This is a genomic window from Mesorhizobium sp. M0870 (genome assembly GCF_040319775.1).
In the GTDB taxonomy this organism is placed as follows: domain Bacteria; phylum Pseudomonadota; class Alphaproteobacteria; order Rhizobiales; family Rhizobiaceae; genus Mesorhizobium.
This window is the reverse complement of sequence record NZ_JAMYOI010000005.1, coordinates 48,082-63,589: the sequence shown is the minus strand read 5'-3', so window position 1 is coordinate 63,589 and position 15,508 is coordinate 48,082. Positions and strand designations below refer to the sequence as shown.

The following is a 15,508-nucleotide window of genomic DNA, read 5'->3' as shown; positions in this document are numbered from 1 at the left end:
AATCGACAACCTGCGACGGGCAACCCGCGTCGCCCCGTCAATTCGATTTATGCTATTTGTGCAGGCGTCGCCTGCCTCGGCCGTATGATGCAGTCTGCGAGGCGGTTCGTCTCGTTCAACTCGTCGGCGTGGTGCTGGCCCCATTGGCAGAGCGCCAGCAGGATCGGCTCGAGGCTGAGGCCGAGGCGCGTCGCCGAATATTCGACGCGCGATGGCACTTCGGCGAAGATTTCACGGCTGACCAGGCCGTGCTCTTCCATTTCGCGCAGCTGCTGGATCAGCACTTTCTGGGTGATGCCCGGCATCAGCGTCTTGAGCGCCGACAGGCGCCGGGGACCATCGAAGAGATGGTAGAGGATGACCGCCTTCCAGCGACCGGCGATCACTTTCAGCGCCCGTTCCGCCGGCAGCATCGGCAGTCTTTTGATCGGCATTCTCTTGGAATCTGGCATGGTCACCTCCTGGTCAGCAGGGGACAAATGAGTGTGTAGTCGAGGCTCCGCAGATAGTGGCAAACCGCTGCCGATGCCAGTGCTATCGGAGTTTGCCATGAAAGCCATTCAACTCAGCCGCTTCGGCGGTCCCGAGGTGCTGGAGGTGGTCGATCTGCCGGCGCCGGTGCCGCAGTCCGGCGAGGTGCTGATCCGTGTCCACGCCGCCGGGATCAACTTCTTCGAAGTGCTGATGCGCGCGAACCGCTACGCGGTGACGCCGCAACTGCCGATGATCCCGGGCGTCGAGGCGGCGGGTGTCGTCGAGGCCGTCGGGCAAGGTGTGGATGCGCAATTGCTGGGTCGCCGCGTGGCCGCGCCTTTGTTCATGTCGCAGCGTCCCCACAGCGGCTATGCGGAGCAGGTGACGATGTCAGCCGATCTCGTCGTGCCGCTGCCGGATGCGCTGCCGTTCGAGGCTGCCACGGCGCTGATGGTGCAGGGGCTGACGGCCCTTCATCTGCTTCGGCAAAGCCCGCCCGATGACAAGGCGGTGCTGGTGCCGGCCGCATCGGGCGGTGTGGGAACGCTGCTTGTCCAACTGGCCAGGCTGAAGGGCGCACGCCAGGTGATCGCAGCCGCCGGCGGCAAGGCAAAGCTGGATTTCGTCTTGTCGCTCGGCGCCGATGCCGCAGTCGACTATACCAAGCCGGACTGGCCCGCTCGCGTCCGCGACCTCACCGGCGGGGAGGGCGCCAACATCATCTACGACACAGTCGGCGGTGCGCTGACCGCTGCCTTGCTTGAGGCCTTGGCGCCTGGCGGCGAACTGGTGTTTGCTGCGCTCGGGCGCTTTGGCCTCGCTGCCTCCGATCTGGAGCAGTTGATCGGCCGCAACCAGTCACTCAGGGGTTTCGCGCTGCTGCCGCTGCTGTCTGCCGATGTGCTGAAAGCCAGCCTGTCCGAACTGTTCCAAATGGCGGCAGGCGGCCAACTGCAGGTCACGATCGGCGGCAGATTCCGGCTCGACCAGGCCGGGGAAGCGCACCGGTTGCTGGATGAGCGCCGGTCGACCGGGAAGGTGGTACTGATACCCTGATATGGCGATAGCCGCGAACACGACGCCAATCGGGGTTGGACTGCTACATCGACGGGACTGCCATCTGGTCGCGCCCTGTGGCCTGATATATCCGGCTGCAATCCGTCACATGAGTGAAGCCGTGAAGACATCCAGCCTGACCGGCGCCGTTTCCCCGATGATCCCGGTGCTCGTTTGCGCGCTTGCGATCTTCCTGCTGTCCGGGATGGATGCGGCGATGAAGATCCTGGTCATCGCGGTCGGCGTCTACAACACCTTGCTGTGGCGCAGCATGGTCGCGACCGTGGTCGCGGGCGCGGCCTGGTTGGCGGGACCGCGCCTAACGCCAACCGTTCCGGTGCTGAGGCTGCATGCGCTGCGTGCCGCGATTGTCGGCATCGTCCTGATATCCTTCTTCTGGGGCTTGGCCAGGCTGCCGCTCGCGGAGGCGATCGGGCTCAGTTTCGTGGCGCCCTTGTTTGCCCTGTTTCTCGCCGCGCTGCTGCTGGGCGAACGGATCCGGCGCCAGGCTGTCTGGGCATCTTTGGCCGGCATTGCCGGTGTCGCCATCATCATGGCCGGCCAGTTCGGGAAGGCAGACTATTCGCAAGATGCCATGCTCGGCACGGCAGCGGTGCTCGTGTCGACGGTGTTCTACGGCTACAATCTGATCCTCGCCCGGCAACAGGCGCAGTTGGCCAAGCCCATCGAGATCATGCTGTTCCAGAACCTTTGCGTTGCCATCCTCCTCGGCCTCGCAGCACCCTGGCTTGCCGTCGCCCTACCGAGCAATCTTTGGCTTCCTTTGGCCGGGGTGACGGTGCTGTCGCTTGCCGGGCAGTTCCTGATGAGCTGGTCCTACGCCCGCGCCGAAGCGCAATATCTGATCCCGACGGAATACTCGGCCTTTATCTGGGCGGTCGCGCTCGGCTGGTTCTTCTTCGGCGAGGAGGCGACCTGGACCACCTTGACCGGAGCGTGCCTGATCGTCGCCGGCTGCCTGATCGTCGCGCGGGCCAATCCCAGGCTTGCCGAGCCCATCGAAGTGGCGGTTTGAGCGCCGACGTTCAGCGCCCGGCAGGTTCGCGAAATACCCCAGTCTCCACCTCGTGGATGAAGTGAGCGATGAGAGCCGCGCATTGGCGATGATGCGTTTCGAGAAGCATGTGTCCGCTCTCAAAGACATGGATTTCGACTGCGTCGAGGTCGCGGCTGTAGGCCATGATCTCGTCCAGCGCGAAGAAGGCGTCGTGCCGTCCCCACAGCACGAGGCATGCTGGCTGTTGGTCGCGGAGATAGGCCTGGATGGCCGGGAAGCGGGCGATGTGCGAGCCATAATCGGTGAAGAGTTCGAACTGAATGTCGGTGTTGCCGGGCCTCGCCAGACGCTCCGTATCGAGATACCAACCCTCGGGCGGAAACAACACCTTCAGACGCTCGGGGAGACCGCCGATATATTGGTTCCGGGTCCCCTCGAAATTCATCCAGTCCGGCAGTTTGGCGCGGTTTTCTTCAGTCGGTTCGGCGAAGAACGCCTTCGGCGCGTCCCATTCCGGTCCCAGCCCCTCGTCATGAGCGTTGCTGTCTTGCGCGATCAGGCCGAGGATGCGATCCGGCCGCCGTGTGGCGAGATGATAGCCGACGGGCGTGCCGAAGTCAGTGATGTAGAGGAAGAATCGCTGGAGGCCGAGGGCCTCGATGAAGGCTTCTATCGTGTTGGCCAGGTTCTCGAACGTGTAGTCATAAGCATCGATGGAAGGGGCGGACGAAAAGCCGAAACCGGGCAGATCCGGCGCCACCACATAGGCTGTCTCCGCCAGCGGTTCGATGACATTGCGATAGACGTGCGACGAAGTCGGATATCCGTGCAGCAGCAGGATTGCCGGTCTGCCGGGATCGCCGGCATGACGGTAGAAGATGTCGAGGCCGTCGACATTGATGGTTTCGTGGCGGGTCTTGTAACGATTGCTGCACATCCTCTCTCTCCCAGGGGTTCCGCGCCGATCTGGCGGTGTTGTGGCTTTGACACCACATATCCGTATGATAGTGGTTACATCATAACCGTATAATCCGGCTAATGAGGTTATGTTCCATGGGCGATGCACACACCGAATGGGTGCCGGATCACTTCATAGGCGGGCATCCCGCTTTGGACCTGTCGAACGCCGTGTTCGACCGGCGGGTGCCAGCAGCTGACAATGAACTGTTCAAGTCCGTCCGGGATGTTGCGAACTGGTTCAACGCCTCAGGGCTTGCCGACGATCGCCAGGCGCAGGCCGTCGCCGAGATAGCGGATGGGCGGTTCGTGGAACGGGTCCGCGAAGTGCGGGAGGCGTCATTTCAGGTCTTCGAGTCAATCGCCGCGGGCAAACCGTCCGCGGTCGAACCGCTAGATCATTTCACCGTTTCACGGAAACGGCGAGCTGCTCTAACTCTTTGTTTTGACGCAATCCCGGACGGAAAACCGCTTCACACTTTTCCTGGAATTGCTCTAGGCGTGTTATTCTCGCGCACGGCAAGCTCGCTTGCCACCGGCTCTATCGAGCTGGATCGCACCAGGCCGGAGCTTGCCCTTGCCCGGTGGCGGGACCCGGATGCCGTCACCGCCTTGCTGGCCATGCTGTCCATCGAAGCGTTCTTCACCCTGCCGCGCGAAAGGCTGCATTCCTGCCCTCGCTGTGGCTGGCTTTTCCTCGATACGTCGCGAGGCGGCAAGCGGCGCTGGTGCAGCATGCGCACCTGCGGTAACCGCGAGAAGGTCTCGCGCCACCGAGATCATGCCCATGCCTAGATCCGGGTTAGCGCACCACTTCGCCTTTGCTGCGGGCAGGCCGGATGCCGGCGCGTCACTCCGGAAGACCGGCCTTGCGAAAACCATCGACGAAATGCTCGAGCGTAGCGGCGTCGCGGAATGGCTCGGTCGTCGCCCAGTGATGGGTTGTGAAATGCGGGTTGCCGACGAGAAACAGCTCGGCCTCCGCGCGCGCCTCGTCCAGCCGGCCGAGTTGCGCCAGGCTTGCCGCCAGGAAACGGCGTGAGCTTGTGCGATAGGTCTCGTCACGGCGCAACGTCTCGATAGCGGCTTGATAGTCGCGCGCCGCATATTGCGCCTGGCCGAGCGTCAGATAGTACCAGCTCGCCGGAAACGGGTTCAGCCGGAACGCCTTGCGGATGTGCTCGAGACCCTCTTCGACCCGGCCGGCCAGGACCGCGATGTCGGACAATGCCGCCCAGGTGTCGGCCTCGTTCGGGTCGAGCTCGATCGCCTTGGCGAATTCGGCATCCGCCTCGGCGAAGCTGCGCTCATAGGCAAGCAGGTAGGCCAGGATCCAGCGACAGCCAGCATCGTTGGGATCGATCGCCACAGCCTTGCGCGCCAGCTCCAAGGCAACGCTGCGGGCAGCTTCGGTTGGTCCGCCCCAATGCACCTGTCCCATCCAGTGGTTCATGGCAAGCCAGCGATAGGGCTCGGCGTATCCGGGATCGAGCGACACCGCGCGCGTCAGCATCAGATGCGCTTCCTGCGCCATCTGCGGCGAGTCGTCGATCAGCTTGCGCGCCCGCACGCAGAGATCGTAAGCCTCGAGATTGCTGGGCCGGTTGCGCGGCGGCAGCGTGCGCAGACGGCCAAGCAATGCCTCCACGATCTTGGCCGTCACCTCGTCCTGAACGGCAAAGATGTCGTCCAGGCCGCGATCGAAGCGTTCCGCCCACAGATGATCGCCACTCACCGCGTCAACCAGCTGTGCATTGATGCGCACGCGCCCCGCGGCGCGTCTTGCGCTGCCTTCCAGCAGGTAGCGCACGCCAAGGTCCCCGGCGATCTCGCGCACGTCCATCGCTTTTCCCTTGTAGGCAAAGGTCGAGTTGCGGGCGATGACGAACAGGCCGGAGATCCTGGACAGGTCGGTGATCAGGTCTTCAGTCAACCCGTCCACGAAGGAATCCTGCTCGGGATCGTTGCTGAAATTGACGAAGGGCAGCACGGCTATCGATGGTTTGTCGGGCAGCGGCAAGGGTTTTCGCTTGGCCTCGCCGAGCTGCTCGACGGCCCCCGTGAAACGGTAGCCGACGCGCGGAACGGTGGATATCCATTCGCCGTTCTCGCCGACAGGACCAAGCAGCTTGCGCAACTGCGCGATCTGGACGGTGAGGTTGCCTTCCTCCACGGCCGTGCCCGGCCATGCAGCGTCCATCAACTCGGCCTTTCCCAAGATTTCACCGGGCCGCCCGACGAGTGCTGCAAGCAGGCTCAGCCCGCGATAGCCAACGGCAACGGGGACGTCGTTCCGAAGCAGCGTTCCCGCACCCGGATCAAGCACGAACGGACCAAAGGCAAAACGCGATCCCATAGGCGCATCTATAGAGCAATTCCAGGAAAAGTGTGAAGCGGTTTTCTGTTCGGAATTGCGTCAAAACAAAGGGTTAGAGTAGGTTACCGGTTCCGTGAACCGGTGAACTGCTCTAGCTCGTTTGGAAGTTTTGAGAACTATTTGGGAGGGCTTAATTACGGCGCCGTCCGTATCGCGCAGAATTCAACCTCATCGAGAGCCCTAGGCCCTCAAACCATATGGAGGTTGCCATGACCAATACACTTGCATCAGCCCAGCGTTGTGCAGCGCGACCGGGAACGCCCGTGCGGCCGGCATCGCGCCGGCTCCTGAAGACCCTGCGAAGCATCATAGCGAGCTGGCACGATCGGACCTGGCGCGAACGGATACGCTTTCGCTGGCAACTCAGGCAGATGTCGAAGGACAATCCGCATCTGATCGACGATATCGGCCTGACGATAGAGCAGGTCGAGGGAGAGATCGCCAAGTCCTTCTGGGAACGATAGAGCGAATGCCGCAATTGCTCGGGCGTCAGCGCACCGCCTCGCGATGGGCGCCTGCCAGGCGGGATGCGGCGGCCGTCGAGATCGCCACCTCGAAGCGCCAGCCCTGCGCGTCGACGCATTCGCCAGTCGCCGGCATGATGCATGTGCGCCAGCACATAGCCGGCGACGGAGCCCGGTGGGAGAATGCCGGCCGTTGTGGCGGTGCGAAACGGTAGTACTCGTCATGACCAGCACCATCGGAACGCCTTTAATCTCGACAGGACATCCAGCGCGTCGCACCCCTGAAGCGTGTCCCGTACGAACGGGTTCAGGCGTTTTAGATCCTCGTTTTTATGCATGTCGTTCTCCCAAACCGAGGTCGCTTTGGGCGACATGCATCAGAGGGCATCCATATGTACGCCATTGGCAATCTGAGGGCAGCCGGGCAGGCCGAATTGCTCGGCCCACAGACATAGTGAACCTGCTGCTGCGTTGAGCGCCGCGCCGCGTTCTGTCAGCGAATAGACTACCTTCGCTGGAACCACGGAAAAGACTTTACGGTCGACAAGGCCGTCGGCCTCCAGTTCTCGCAATTGTTGCGCCAGCATCTTTTCACTGATGCCAGAAAGCGCCTGTTTCAATCGACCAAATCTGCGCGACGCCGTTCCGAGCTCGCAAAGGATATCTACTTTCCACTTTCCTTCGACCATCCTGACGGCCGCTGCAAAGCCATTGTCCGCGGAATTGTTCATCGCGCGTTCCTTACCTTCTGGTGACCACTTACGCCCGGGTGCGTATCGCGCGCCGCTCGTTTTGACATACCTCTCAAGACGATCACAGCAAAACGCGGTCTGACGCCGCCAATTGATATGGAGTGTGGAATGAAGCTTTCAATCACGGTCATTGGAACGGGCCGTATGGGCTCGGCGCTCGCCGGCAGCCTGCTTCAGTCGGGATATCCGACGACTGTCTGGAACAGAACCAGACAGAAGACCGATCCACTCGCCAGGCTGGGCGCAATCGCCGCGTCCTCCGTGGAGGAAGCCGTGAACGCAGGCGAGATCATCATTGTGAATGTCAGCGACTATAAGGCGACAAAAGCGCTTCTCCACAGTGACGCCATCGCCTCAGCCATTCGCGGCAAGCTGATCGTGGAGTTGACTTCGGGGACGCCGAGTGGCGCACGGGAAGCCGCTGAATGGTGTACGAAGCACGGCGCAAACTACCTTGATGGCGCGATCATGGCGACGCCGGATTATATCGGCACGGACGCCGGGACCATCCTGCTTGCCGGGCCAAGGGAGGCTTTCGACACGAACCGCGATGTGTTTCGCGCCTTGGGTGGCAATGTCCAGCATGTTGGCGAAGAACCAGGGCGTGCGAACGCGCTCGATAGCGCACTACTGGCTATCATGTGGGGCGCTCTGTTCGGGACGCTCCATGCGATCGCCGTGTCGCAGGCCGAAGAGATCGAACTGGGTGAACTGGCGCGGCAGTGGTCCGCGACGGCGCCGGTCATTGACGGCCTGGTGACCGACCTCATCAAGCGGACGAGCGCTGGCCGATTTGCCAGCGATAACGAAACGCTCTCGTCGATCTCGGCGCACCACGGCGCAATGCAGCATCTGTTGGAGTTGATGCAGTTCCGCGGAATCGACCGTTCAATAGTCGATGGTTATGATGCGATATTCAAACGGGCCATAGCGGCGGGCCACTTGCACGATGATTTCGCCGCGCTCTCGCATTTTCTGGCGACAGGGAAGTAGCATGCCTTTGACGCATCTCATTGATAAGTATTGTGCATCGTGGTCCACCGAAAACGCCGAGAAGCGGCGGGCGTCGCTGCTATCGGTCTTGAGCGATGGCGCGACGTATACAGATCCAACCGTTCACGCTGTTGGTGCCAAAGAACTGCTAGCCCACATTGCAGGAATTCAGAGCAAGCATCCTGGTGCCTGCATTCTGCGGACCAGCAACGTGGATGTTCATCACGGCGTCGCGCGCTTCGCGTGGAAGTTTGTGATGCCTGACGGTTCGTCTTTACCCGAGGGCCTGGACATCGCTTTTCTAGATGAGGAGCAGAAACGGATAACGCGCATCATTGGCTTCTTCGGTTTGTTGAAACCAGTTCGACCTCTGGCAGAGGGCGGCGTCAGCTAACCGGTCAAAAGCTGACATTCGAACATGTCAGCGCACCGCCTCGCGGTGGGCGCCGGGCAGGCGGGTGGCGATCAGCTTGTCGATGCGGCGGCCGTCGAGATCGACCACCTCGAAGCGCCAGCCCTGCGCGTCGACGCATTCGCCAGTCGCCGGCAGATGGTGCATGTGCGACAGCACATAACCGGCGACGGTTTCGTAATCGCGGTTTTCCGGCAGGTCGATGCCGAGAATGTCGGCCATCTCGTCGGCCTGCATGTAGCCGGCGAGCAGCCACGAGCCGTCCTCGCGCTTGACCGCGTTCTCCTCGTCGCCGGCGTCTGTGTCCGCGCGGAACACGCCGGTGATGGCTTCCAGAATGTCGGCCGGGGTGACGATGCCTTCGAAATGGCCGTATTCGTCATGCACCAGCGCCATCGGCACGTCGGATTCCTTCAGCTTCTGTAGCACATCCAGCGCGTCGGCCTGGTCGTAGACGATGGGGGCTGCGCGAACATGCCTGCGCGGGTCGAGCACGCGGCCGGCAAGCAACGCCGCCAGCACGTCACGCGTCTGGACGACGCCGATCATGACATCGACGCCGCCGTCACCTGCCGGCAGGCGCGAATGCTGGGTTTCCATGAGCAGCTTGCGGATGGCCGCCTCGTCGGATTGCAGATTGATCCAGTCGACCTCGGTGCGCGGCGTCATCACCGCGCGCACGGCGCGGTCGCCAAGCCGCATGACGCCGGCGATCATGCGCCGCTCGTCGGATTCGATCGTGCCGTGATGCTCGGCCTCGGCGACCAGCATCTTGATCTCCTCATCGGTGACTTTCTCCTCGCTTTCGCCGCGCTGGCCGAGCAGCCACAATATGGTGCGGCCGGAGAAGTCGAGCAGGAAGACCAGCGGCGCCGAGATGGTGGCGAGGATGGTCATTGCCGGAGCGACCCTGGCGGCGACCCGCTCTGGGTCGCGCAAGGCAATCTGCTTGGGCACCAGCTCGCCGACGATCAGCGAGAAATAGGTGATGATGGCGACGACGATGCCGACGCCGAGCGGATCGGCGACGGTCTCGCGGATGCCGGTCGAGGCCAGGAACTGCGCCAGCCGTTCGCCGAGCGTGGCGCCGGAAAAGGCGCCGGAGAGGACGCCGACCAGGGTGATGCCGATCTGCACCGAGGAGAGGAACTTGCCGGGATTCGAGCCAAGCTCGAGCGCGCGGCCGGCGCCATTGATGCCGCGGTCGATCATCGCTTTCAGGCGGGCCGGTCGCGACGAGACGATGGCAAGTTCGGACATCGACAGAAGGCCGTTCACACAGATGAGGACGACCACGATAGCGATTTCTACGTATAACATGAGCGGTCAATAGCATTGCGGCGCGGTCTTCGAAAATAGTCTGACGTGATTTTTGAGAAATGACCGGCATTTCGGTCACGCGGCATCCCAGGGCGGCGTCGAAAAATGTTCGACGAGGGCGTCGACGACAACCCGTACCTTTGGCGTGAGCGCGCGCGTTACCGGCCAGACGGCATGCACGACGATGTTCTCGACCAGGCAGTCCGACAGCACCATTTCGAGATCGCCGCTTTTGAGGCTGTCGGCGGCCAGCCATGTCGGCAGGAAGGCGATGCCGCAGCCGGCGAGCGCTGCATCCAGCATCGGTTCGCCATGGCCGAGAACGAGTCGCGCCTTGGGCATGAAGGTTGCGAGATGGCCGTCGGAATGCCTGATCACCCAGGGACGGACGATGCCCTCGCGACCGTAGCCAATGACGCTGTGATCGGCGAGATCCTCGACCGATTGCGGCCGGCCATGCCTGTCGAGATAGTCGGGAGCCGCGCATATGGCCGAGCGCTGGGCGTAGAGGCGCCTGGCCGCAAGCGACAGGCTGTCGTCGAGTTCGCCCATGCGGATCGCCAGGTCGATGCCCTCCTCGATCAGGTCGACGCGGCGGTCATTGAAGGAGACTTCCACCGTCAGGTCCGGAAATTCCCTCGAAATCTCGAACAGCACGGGGGCGACGCAGCGTCGGCCGAAGGCCAGCGGCACGTCGATCCGAAGCCGGCCAGACGGGACCTGCCGGCGCGAGGCAAGCAGCGACTGTGCGGCTTCGATCTCGGCAAGGGCCCGGACGCAAGCTTCATAATAGCTGACGCCTTCGCTGGTCGGGCTGAGGCTGCGGGTGGTGCGGTTCAGCAAGCGAACGCCGAGTCTCTGCTCCAGCTGCGCGATCGATTTGCCGATCGCCGACTTCGTCACATGCAGCCGCTCGCCGGCGCTGGTGAAGCTGCCGGCCTCCACCGCCTGAACGAACGCGACGATGCCTTGCAGGTCGGCCGTTTCCATGGCGATTTCCTATTGTCGACTTTTAGTCCGCAATCAGTGTCAAATTATACCGCACGAAAGCACTATTTTCCATAGTCGAAAGGCATAAATGTCTCGCCTGCATCAACGCACGGAGCGCGACGCGACATGAGCACCCCAATCAACAGATCCTGGCAGATGAGCGGTTTTGGCCTGTCGAGGCTAAGCCAGGTGGAAGGCAAGGTACCCGAGCCAGGGCCGCACGATTTGCTGGTGCGGACCAAGGCCGTGTCACTCAACTACAAGGACAAGATGATCGTAGACGGCGTGCTGATCCCCGATCTTGCCTTTCCCTTCGTGCCGACATCCGACGCGGTGGGTGAAGTGGTGGCCGTCGGCAGTGCGGTCAGCCGCTTTCATGTCGGCCAGCGCGTGCTCGGCCAGGTGATCGCCGATTGGCCGGATGGCGACGCACCGCCAGTGCTGCATAAGCACACGCTGGGGTCGTCGCTGTCGGGCATGCTTTCCGATCATGTCATCTTCGGCGAGGACGCCGCGGTGCTGGCGCCGCCATCGCTCGGCGACATCGAGGCCGCGACATTGCCGATCGCGGCGCTGACGGCCTGGTTCGCCATGGCCGAAGCGACCAGACCGGTGCCGGGCCAGACCATTCTGATCCAGGGCACCGGCGGCGTGTCGCTGTTTGCGCTGCAGTTCGCCACCGCGTTCGGCCTGCGCGCCATCGTCACCTCAAGCAGCGACGAAAAGCTTGAGCGGGCAAGAAAGCTCGGCGCCTGGCAAGGGATCAACTACCGCACGCAACCGGCCTGGGACGAGGCCGCGCGTGAGCTGACGAATGGGCTGGGCGTCAACCACGTGCTGGAAATGGTCGGCGGCGACAATGCACGGCGATCGCTGAACGCGCTGGCCGCCGACGGCCGGCTGTCGATCATCGGCCTGCTGGGCGCGATGGAGCTCAGCTTCCCTATCGTGCCCTTCATGCGCAACCGCATCACCGTGCAGGGCCTGTCGGTCGGCCATCGCCGCGCCTTCGAACGTATGAATCAGGCGATCGAGGCGCTGGCGATCAAGCCGGTCATCGACAAGGTCTTTGGCTTCGACGAGGTGCCACAGGCCTTGCAGCATCTGGAGAAAGGGCCGTTCGGCAAGATCGTGATCACCACGAACTGACTTTTGCGATGGGTCATGGCAGCTGCTTCAACATGCCGACAATCGCCTCGCCGTCCGTGAAATAGGGATCGCCGCCGCCATTGCGGCCCGTACTGGTGGCGCCGACGCCCGATATGTCGCTGGTCGAGATCAGCGTGCCGGCGGTGGCCAGGTCGCGCATCAGGAAATCGCGCTCGGCGTCGATGTCGGGGCCGATATGGTGGGTGACGGCGCCGGTGTCGTGGCTGAGGCCGACGCCGCGATCGAAGCTGGCCGAGCCCAGCCACAGCGGCCGGCCATCGTCGCCGCTTGCCTCGGTCTGCCAGAAGCGCACATGATGCCGGCGGTCGGCGCTGAGGCCCTCCGGCTTTTCGAAGGCGAGATCCTGGGCGCGGCCATCGAACAGCAGCCTGCTGACCGGCGCATCGGGGTAGGGGTGGTCGAACAGCACGCTTTCACCGATCTCGATCGCGGTCTTCAGGGTCACGGCGTCGGCGGTGTCCCAGCCGGCGACGGCGAAGGCGTGGATTACTTCCTTTCGCGTACCGACAAGACCGACATTGATGGGATCGCCCGGAATGCCTTGCGGCGTGTGCGTCACCATCTCGAAGCTGTGCTTGCGAAAGCCGCGATCGTGAAACGTCCAGAATTCCGGTGCGGCGAAATAGGCGAGCGCCAGATAGGCGGCCAGCAAGGTCGCCACCCAGATTGCAACGCGTCGCCGAAAACTTCGCTGGCTCATGAACGCCGCCCGATCCGTGCGGTATCTTTTGCCCGAGGGACCCTGGAAATCAATGGCCAGCAGCGCGCCGCCGCTCTATCGTGGGCCATCGTTTCTTCGCGGGGGCAGCAATGGAGCGGAAGCTGGCAGGCCGCAAGCCAATGGCGTTGACCGCCGAGCTTGTCGCGCAAGTTGAGCGTGTCGAGCCTGATCCCGGGCCAGAGCCCGGAACCAGCGAGCACACCGATGCGGAGTTCGATGGCCTGGTCGAAAAGCTGCTTTCGCAGCATCGTCCCGACACGCTTTGGGTCTTTGCCTACGGGTCGTTGATCTGGAACCCCGAATTCGCCCATGTCGAGCAGCGCCCGGCCACGGCGCCGGGATGGCACCGCTCGTTTTGCCTGAAGCTGACCCGCTGGCGCGGAACCCGTGATTTGCCGGCCCTGATGCTGGCGCTCGATCGAGGCGGCAGTTGCAACGGCATCGTCTATCGGCTGCCCGCGGAAGACCATTTCGGGCAACTCGGCCAGTTGATGCGCCGCGAGATCGATGCCAACCCGCCAACCAACGTGCCATGCTGGATCAAGGTCAAGACCAAGGACGGGCCGCTGCATGCCTTGGCCTTCGTCGCGGCGCCGGATGGCAGGGCCTATGCCGGCCGGTTGCCATTGGAGCAGGTTGCCGACACTCTGGCACGGGCTGCCGGTCATTGGGGCTCTTCGGCGCAGTATTTGTTCAGGACCGTGAGCAAGCTTGAAGAGAGCGGCATCCGCGACCGGAATCTCTGGCGCATCCAGGACTTGGTTGCACGGCAAATCGCCGCTTCAACCGGTGGCGCCGACTAGGCTGATCTCTTTCTAACGGCAGGCGCGATAACCGTTCTTGCGGTTCTTGATGTCGAAATGGAAATGGTTGCGGTGGTCGTAATTGTAGCCGGGGCCGAGCACGGTGGTGAAATACTGGCAGCCGTCGGCGCGTACATTGTTGAGGAAGCCCCGGGTGCGGAAGGCGAACAGGCCGGGCTTGCGCACGTCGATGTCGTCGCCATTGTTGAGTTCGATGCTCATGACGTCGAGCGCATTGCCCTTGCCGTGCTCGGACAGGACACCTTCGCCGGCAATCCTGCGGCAGGAATAGCTGGAGCCCTGGTGGATGGTCTTGACGCCGGAGAAATAACGCCAGCGGGCGGAGGGGACGAGCTCGTTCTTCGTCCAGCCGGCAAAGGTGGCGGCCATGTCGCAGGTCAGGGTCGCGGCGGGTTTCATCTGGATGTTGCCGATGGCCGAAACCTTGACCGGATAATCGATGCCGCACTGGCCTTCATGGATCGGCGCCAGGTCGGTGTAGGCGACATCGAGGCGCTTCAATTGCTGCCGGCAGTCGGTTTCGCTGGCCGGCATCTGCTCGACGGGCGACATCGGCTCGTCCATGCGCGGATAAGCGGCCTGCGTCATGTATGGATTGGAAGGAACAAGCTTCTGCATGCCGGCATATTGCGGCACGGCAGCCGTCTGCGCGCCGACGTCGACGGCCGGCTGCAGCGACAGCACACTGCCGGTGTTGCAGGCGGAAAGCGCCGCCAGCGCCAGGCCGGCGGTCAGCCTTGCTGCATATTTTGACTGGCGCGCGGCGGCGAAAAACACGGCCCGAAATTTACCGGCCATTGGCGGAATCCCGTTGATGGATATCCGGCATTTTAACGATCAAGGGTAAAGGAAAACTCAGCGCCCGCGTTCATGCCTGCGGCCGAATTGCGGCACGCGGCTGGATCAGCCATGTTCACTGGCAAAACGTCCCGCCATGCCATCTCGGTTCGAGATCGAGATGGAAATGCAGGGAATGATCCGGATCGGCGCCCGGACCGAGCACCGTCTTGAAGGGTCCGCAGGCCGCCTTGCGCACGGCGTTGAGGAATTTAGCGTCTTTTTCCGGCGGTGCCGGGCCGACCTCGATCTTCTTGCCGTCCGACAGCGTGAAGCTGGCGATGTCGAGTGCGTTGCCGAACGCGTGTTCCGACAGTTTTCGTGTGCCGTTGCGTGGCCGGCAGACGAAGGCCGACGCCTGGCCGATCGATTTCAGGTCGGCGCCGAATTCAGCTTTCGCCGCCGGCTGGATCACATCGGCCGCAAAACGTGCCGCCGCCTCGGCCATCTTGCAGTTGAGCTCGGCGCCGGGGCCGATGGCTACGGACTTTCCAAGGGTCTTCAGCACGATGGGGTAGGGGATCGAACAGCCGATTTCAGGCTGGCTTTCCGCCTTGTGTTCTTCGAACTCGACGCCGAGCGTCTTCAGCCGTTCGCGGCATGCGACTTCCTCGGCTGGCATTTTTTCATCGGGCAAGTCGGCCGAGCGCGGGTCTGGCAGCATCTTCTCGTCGTCTGCATCGGCCGGCTTTTGCGACGGCTGCGGGCCAATGTTGGGCGGCTGAGCCTCGGGCTCCGCGATGTCGGGTTTTGGTGTCGGCGTTGGCGCGACCGCGGGCGGCTCCGGTTCGCTTTCCGTATCGGCTGAGGGTTCGGGAGCCGGCGGCTCGGGGAGTGCCTGCTTTTCCTGACGGGATTTTTCTTCATTGGAACGGTCGGGCGCGCCGGCGGTTTTCGCAGCGTCCGCCGGGCGTGGTTCCGGCACCGGAATGGCGGGTCCGGATCCCGAAATGCCGGGTCTGGGCATCGGAACATCGGCAGGCAAGGGCAGCGGCGGCAGCGTTTTCTGCTGTGCCTGCTTCGGCGTCACCGACCGGTGTCTTCGTGGTTTCAGGCGCTTTCCGCCTCGCGGTTTAAGGGGCTGTTCGGCTCTTGGTGTCAACGGCTGCTCTATCCTCGGTGTCAACGGCTCGTGATGCCGAT

The 15,508-nt window shown here is 62.9% G+C and carries 18 protein-coding genes; 8 read left to right on the top strand and 10 right to left on the bottom strand.

Annotated elements, in window-relative coordinates:
- Positions 1-47: 47 nt before the first annotated feature.
- Positions 48-452, bottom strand: coding sequence for a winged helix-turn-helix transcriptional regulator (locus tag NKH97_RS08005; protein WP_352796017.1), 405 nt, complete (start codon positions 450-452; stop codon positions 48-50).
- Between the two features lie 97 nt (positions 453-549).
- Here NKH97_RS08005 and NKH97_RS08000 point away from each other — a divergent pair, with 97 nt between their 5' ends.
- Complete coding sequence (locus NKH97_RS08000; protein ID WP_352629994.1) at positions 550-1,530, top strand: quinone oxidoreductase family protein; 981 nt, start codon at positions 550-552, stop codon at positions 1,528-1,530.
- A 109-nt stretch (positions 1,531-1,639) separates the two neighbouring features.
- Positions 1,640-2,566: a DMT family transporter gene (locus NKH97_RS07995; protein WP_352796015.1), complete on the top strand. Its 927-nt coding sequence runs from the start codon at positions 1,640-1,642 to the stop codon at positions 2,564-2,566.
- Positions 2,567-2,576: 10 nt separating this feature from the next.
- Here NKH97_RS07995 and NKH97_RS07990 read toward each other — a convergent pair whose 3' ends face one another.
- Entirely contained in the window at positions 2,577-3,485 is a 909-nt protein-coding gene (locus NKH97_RS07990; RefSeq protein WP_128303794.1) for an alpha/beta fold hydrolase, read from the bottom strand.
- A 116-nt stretch (positions 3,486-3,601) separates the two neighbouring features.
- On the opposite strand from NKH97_RS07990, the gene NKH97_RS07985 reads away from it, so the two are divergent.
- The gene (locus tag NKH97_RS07985; RefSeq protein WP_352796013.1) at positions 3,602-4,300 is read left to right on the top strand and encodes a CGNR zinc finger domain-containing protein; all 699 of its coding nucleotides are present in this window, start codon (positions 3,602-3,604) and stop codon (positions 4,298-4,300) included.
- Positions 4,301-4,355: 55 nt separating this feature from the next.
- Here NKH97_RS07985 and NKH97_RS07980 read toward each other — a convergent pair whose 3' ends face one another.
- The gene (locus tag NKH97_RS07980) at positions 4,356-5,861 is read right to left on the bottom strand and encodes a winged helix-turn-helix domain-containing tetratricopeptide repeat protein (protein WP_128303796.1); all 1,506 of its coding nucleotides are present in this window, start codon (positions 5,859-5,861) and stop codon (positions 4,356-4,358) included.
- 230 nt (positions 5,862-6,091) lie between these two features.
- On the opposite strand from NKH97_RS07980, the gene NKH97_RS07975 reads away from it, so the two are divergent.
- A complete protein-coding gene (locus tag NKH97_RS07975; protein ID WP_023809755.1) occupies positions 6,092-6,346 on the top strand; it encodes a DUF1127 domain-containing protein in 255 nt (84 codons plus the stop codon).
- 25 nt (positions 6,347-6,371) lie between these two features.
- On the opposite strand, the gene NKH97_RS07970 is transcribed toward NKH97_RS07975, so the two are convergent.
- Together NKH97_RS07970 and NKH97_RS07965 are read right to left on the bottom strand one after the other, a co-directional pair.
- A complete protein-coding gene (locus NKH97_RS07970; RefSeq protein WP_352752079.1) occupies positions 6,372-6,503 on the bottom strand; it encodes a hypothetical protein in 132 nt (43 codons plus the stop codon).
- 220 nt (positions 6,504-6,723) lie between these two features.
- The gene (locus NKH97_RS07965; RefSeq protein WP_128303797.1) at positions 6,724-7,077 is read right to left on the bottom strand and encodes a winged helix-turn-helix transcriptional regulator; all 354 of its coding nucleotides are present in this window, start codon (positions 7,075-7,077) and stop codon (positions 6,724-6,726) included.
- A 129-nt stretch (positions 7,078-7,206) separates the two neighbouring features.
- On the opposite strand from NKH97_RS07965, the gene NKH97_RS07960 reads away from it, so the two are divergent.
- Together NKH97_RS07960 and NKH97_RS07955 are read left to right on the top strand one after the other, a co-directional pair.
- Positions 7,207-8,091, top strand: a complete 885-nt coding sequence (locus NKH97_RS07960) for an NAD(P)-dependent oxidoreductase (RefSeq protein ID WP_352629988.1) — start codon at positions 7,207-7,209, stop codon at positions 8,089-8,091.
- A gap of 1 nt (position 8,092) precedes the next feature.
- Complete coding sequence (locus NKH97_RS07955) at positions 8,093-8,485, top strand: hypothetical protein (protein WP_023809752.1); 393 nt, start codon at positions 8,093-8,095, stop codon at positions 8,483-8,485.
- A 27-nt stretch (positions 8,486-8,512) separates the two neighbouring features.
- On the opposite strand, the gene NKH97_RS07950 is transcribed toward NKH97_RS07955, so the two are convergent.
- Both NKH97_RS07950 and NKH97_RS07945 read right to left on the bottom strand, forming a co-directional pair.
- Complete coding sequence (locus tag NKH97_RS07950; RefSeq protein WP_023809751.1) at positions 8,513-9,823, bottom strand: hemolysin family protein; 1,311 nt, start codon at positions 9,821-9,823, stop codon at positions 8,513-8,515.
- A 75-nt stretch (positions 9,824-9,898) separates the two neighbouring features.
- Positions 9,899-10,813, bottom strand: a complete 915-nt coding sequence (locus NKH97_RS07945; RefSeq protein ID WP_023809750.1) for a LysR family transcriptional regulator — start codon at positions 10,811-10,813, stop codon at positions 9,899-9,901.
- Positions 10,814-10,939: 126 nt separating this feature from the next.
- Here NKH97_RS07945 and NKH97_RS07940 point away from each other — a divergent pair, with 126 nt between their 5' ends.
- Positions 10,940-11,962, top strand: coding sequence for a zinc-dependent alcohol dehydrogenase family protein (locus tag NKH97_RS07940; RefSeq protein WP_352440404.1), 1,023 nt, complete (start codon positions 10,940-10,942; stop codon positions 11,960-11,962).
- 13 nt (positions 11,963-11,975) lie between these two features.
- On the opposite strand, the gene NKH97_RS07935 is transcribed toward NKH97_RS07940, so the two are convergent.
- A complete protein-coding gene (locus NKH97_RS07935; RefSeq protein ID WP_352796008.1) occupies positions 11,976-12,683 on the bottom strand; it encodes an LssY C-terminal domain-containing protein in 708 nt (235 codons plus the stop codon).
- Between the two features lie 110 nt (positions 12,684-12,793).
- On the opposite strand from NKH97_RS07935, the gene NKH97_RS07930 reads away from it, so the two are divergent.
- Positions 12,794-13,507, top strand: coding sequence for a gamma-glutamylcyclotransferase (locus NKH97_RS07930; RefSeq protein ID WP_023809747.1), 714 nt, complete (start codon positions 12,794-12,796; stop codon positions 13,505-13,507).
- A 12-nt stretch (positions 13,508-13,519) separates the two neighbouring features.
- Here NKH97_RS07930 and NKH97_RS07925 read toward each other — a convergent pair whose 3' ends face one another.
- Both NKH97_RS07925 and NKH97_RS07920 read right to left on the bottom strand, forming a co-directional pair.
- Complete coding sequence (locus NKH97_RS07925) at positions 13,520-14,326, bottom strand: extensin-like domain-containing protein (RefSeq protein ID WP_352440407.1); 807 nt, start codon at positions 14,324-14,326, stop codon at positions 13,520-13,522.
- Positions 14,327-14,441: 115 nt separating this feature from the next.
- A complete protein-coding gene (locus NKH97_RS07920) occupies positions 14,442-15,395 on the bottom strand; it encodes an extensin-like domain-containing protein (RefSeq protein WP_502897073.1) in 954 nt (317 codons plus the stop codon).
- Positions 15,396-15,508: the final 113 nt, after the last annotated feature.

Bases quoted from the DNA above. Each gene is read 5' to 3' on its own strand.
- NKH97_RS07960 (WP_352629988.1), top strand. From the start codon at position 7,207: ATGAAGCTTTCAATCACGGTCATTGGAACGGGCCGTATGGGCTCGGCG.
- NKH97_RS07940 (WP_352440404.1), top strand. From the start codon at position 10,940: ATGAGCACCCCAATCAACAGATCCTGGCAGATGAGCGGTTTTGGCCTG.
- NKH97_RS07995 (WP_352796015.1), top strand. From the start codon at position 1,640: ATGAGTGAAGCCGTGAAGACATCCAGCCTGACCGGCGCCGTTTCCCCG.
- NKH97_RS07930 (WP_023809747.1), top strand. From the start codon at position 12,794: ATGGAGCGGAAGCTGGCAGGCCGCAAGCCAATGGCGTTGACCGCCGAG.
- NKH97_RS07975 (WP_023809755.1), top strand. From the start codon at position 6,092: ATGACCAATACACTTGCATCAGCCCAGCGTTGTGCAGCGCGACCGGGA.
- NKH97_RS08005 (WP_352796017.1), bottom strand. From the start codon at position 452: ATGCCAGATTCCAAGAGAATGCCGATCAAAAGACTGCCGATGCTGCCG.
- NKH97_RS07935 (WP_352796008.1), bottom strand. From the start codon at position 12,683: ATGAGCCAGCGAAGTTTTCGGCGACGCGTTGCAATCTGGGTGGCGACC.
- NKH97_RS07925 (WP_352440407.1), bottom strand. From the start codon at position 14,326: ATGGCCGGTAAATTTCGGGCCGTGTTTTTCGCCGCCGCGCGCCAGTCA.
- NKH97_RS07970 (WP_352752079.1), bottom strand. From the start codon at position 6,503: ATGTGCTGGCGCACATGCATCATGCCGGCGACTGGCGAATGCGTCGAC.
- NKH97_RS07985 (WP_352796013.1), top strand. From the start codon at position 3,602: ATGGGCGATGCACACACCGAATGGGTGCCGGATCACTTCATAGGCGGG.
- NKH97_RS07980 (WP_128303796.1), bottom strand. From the start codon at position 5,861: ATGGGATCGCGTTTTGCCTTTGGTCCGTTCGTGCTTGATCCGGGTGCG.
- NKH97_RS07955 (WP_023809752.1), top strand. From the start codon at position 8,093: ATGCCTTTGACGCATCTCATTGATAAGTATTGTGCATCGTGGTCCACC.
- NKH97_RS07945 (WP_023809750.1), bottom strand. From the start codon at position 10,813: ATGGAAACGGCCGACCTGCAAGGCATCGTCGCGTTCGTTCAGGCGGTG.
- NKH97_RS07990 (WP_128303794.1), bottom strand. From the start codon at position 3,485: ATGTGCAGCAATCGTTACAAGACCCGCCACGAAACCATCAATGTCGAC.
- NKH97_RS07950 (WP_023809751.1), bottom strand. From the start codon at position 9,823: ATGTTATACGTAGAAATCGCTATCGTGGTCGTCCTCATCTGTGTGAAC.
- NKH97_RS08000 (WP_352629994.1), top strand. From the start codon at position 550: ATGAAAGCCATTCAACTCAGCCGCTTCGGCGGTCCCGAGGTGCTGGAG.
- NKH97_RS07965 (WP_128303797.1), bottom strand. From the start codon at position 7,077: ATGAACAATTCCGCGGACAATGGCTTTGCAGCGGCCGTCAGGATGGTC.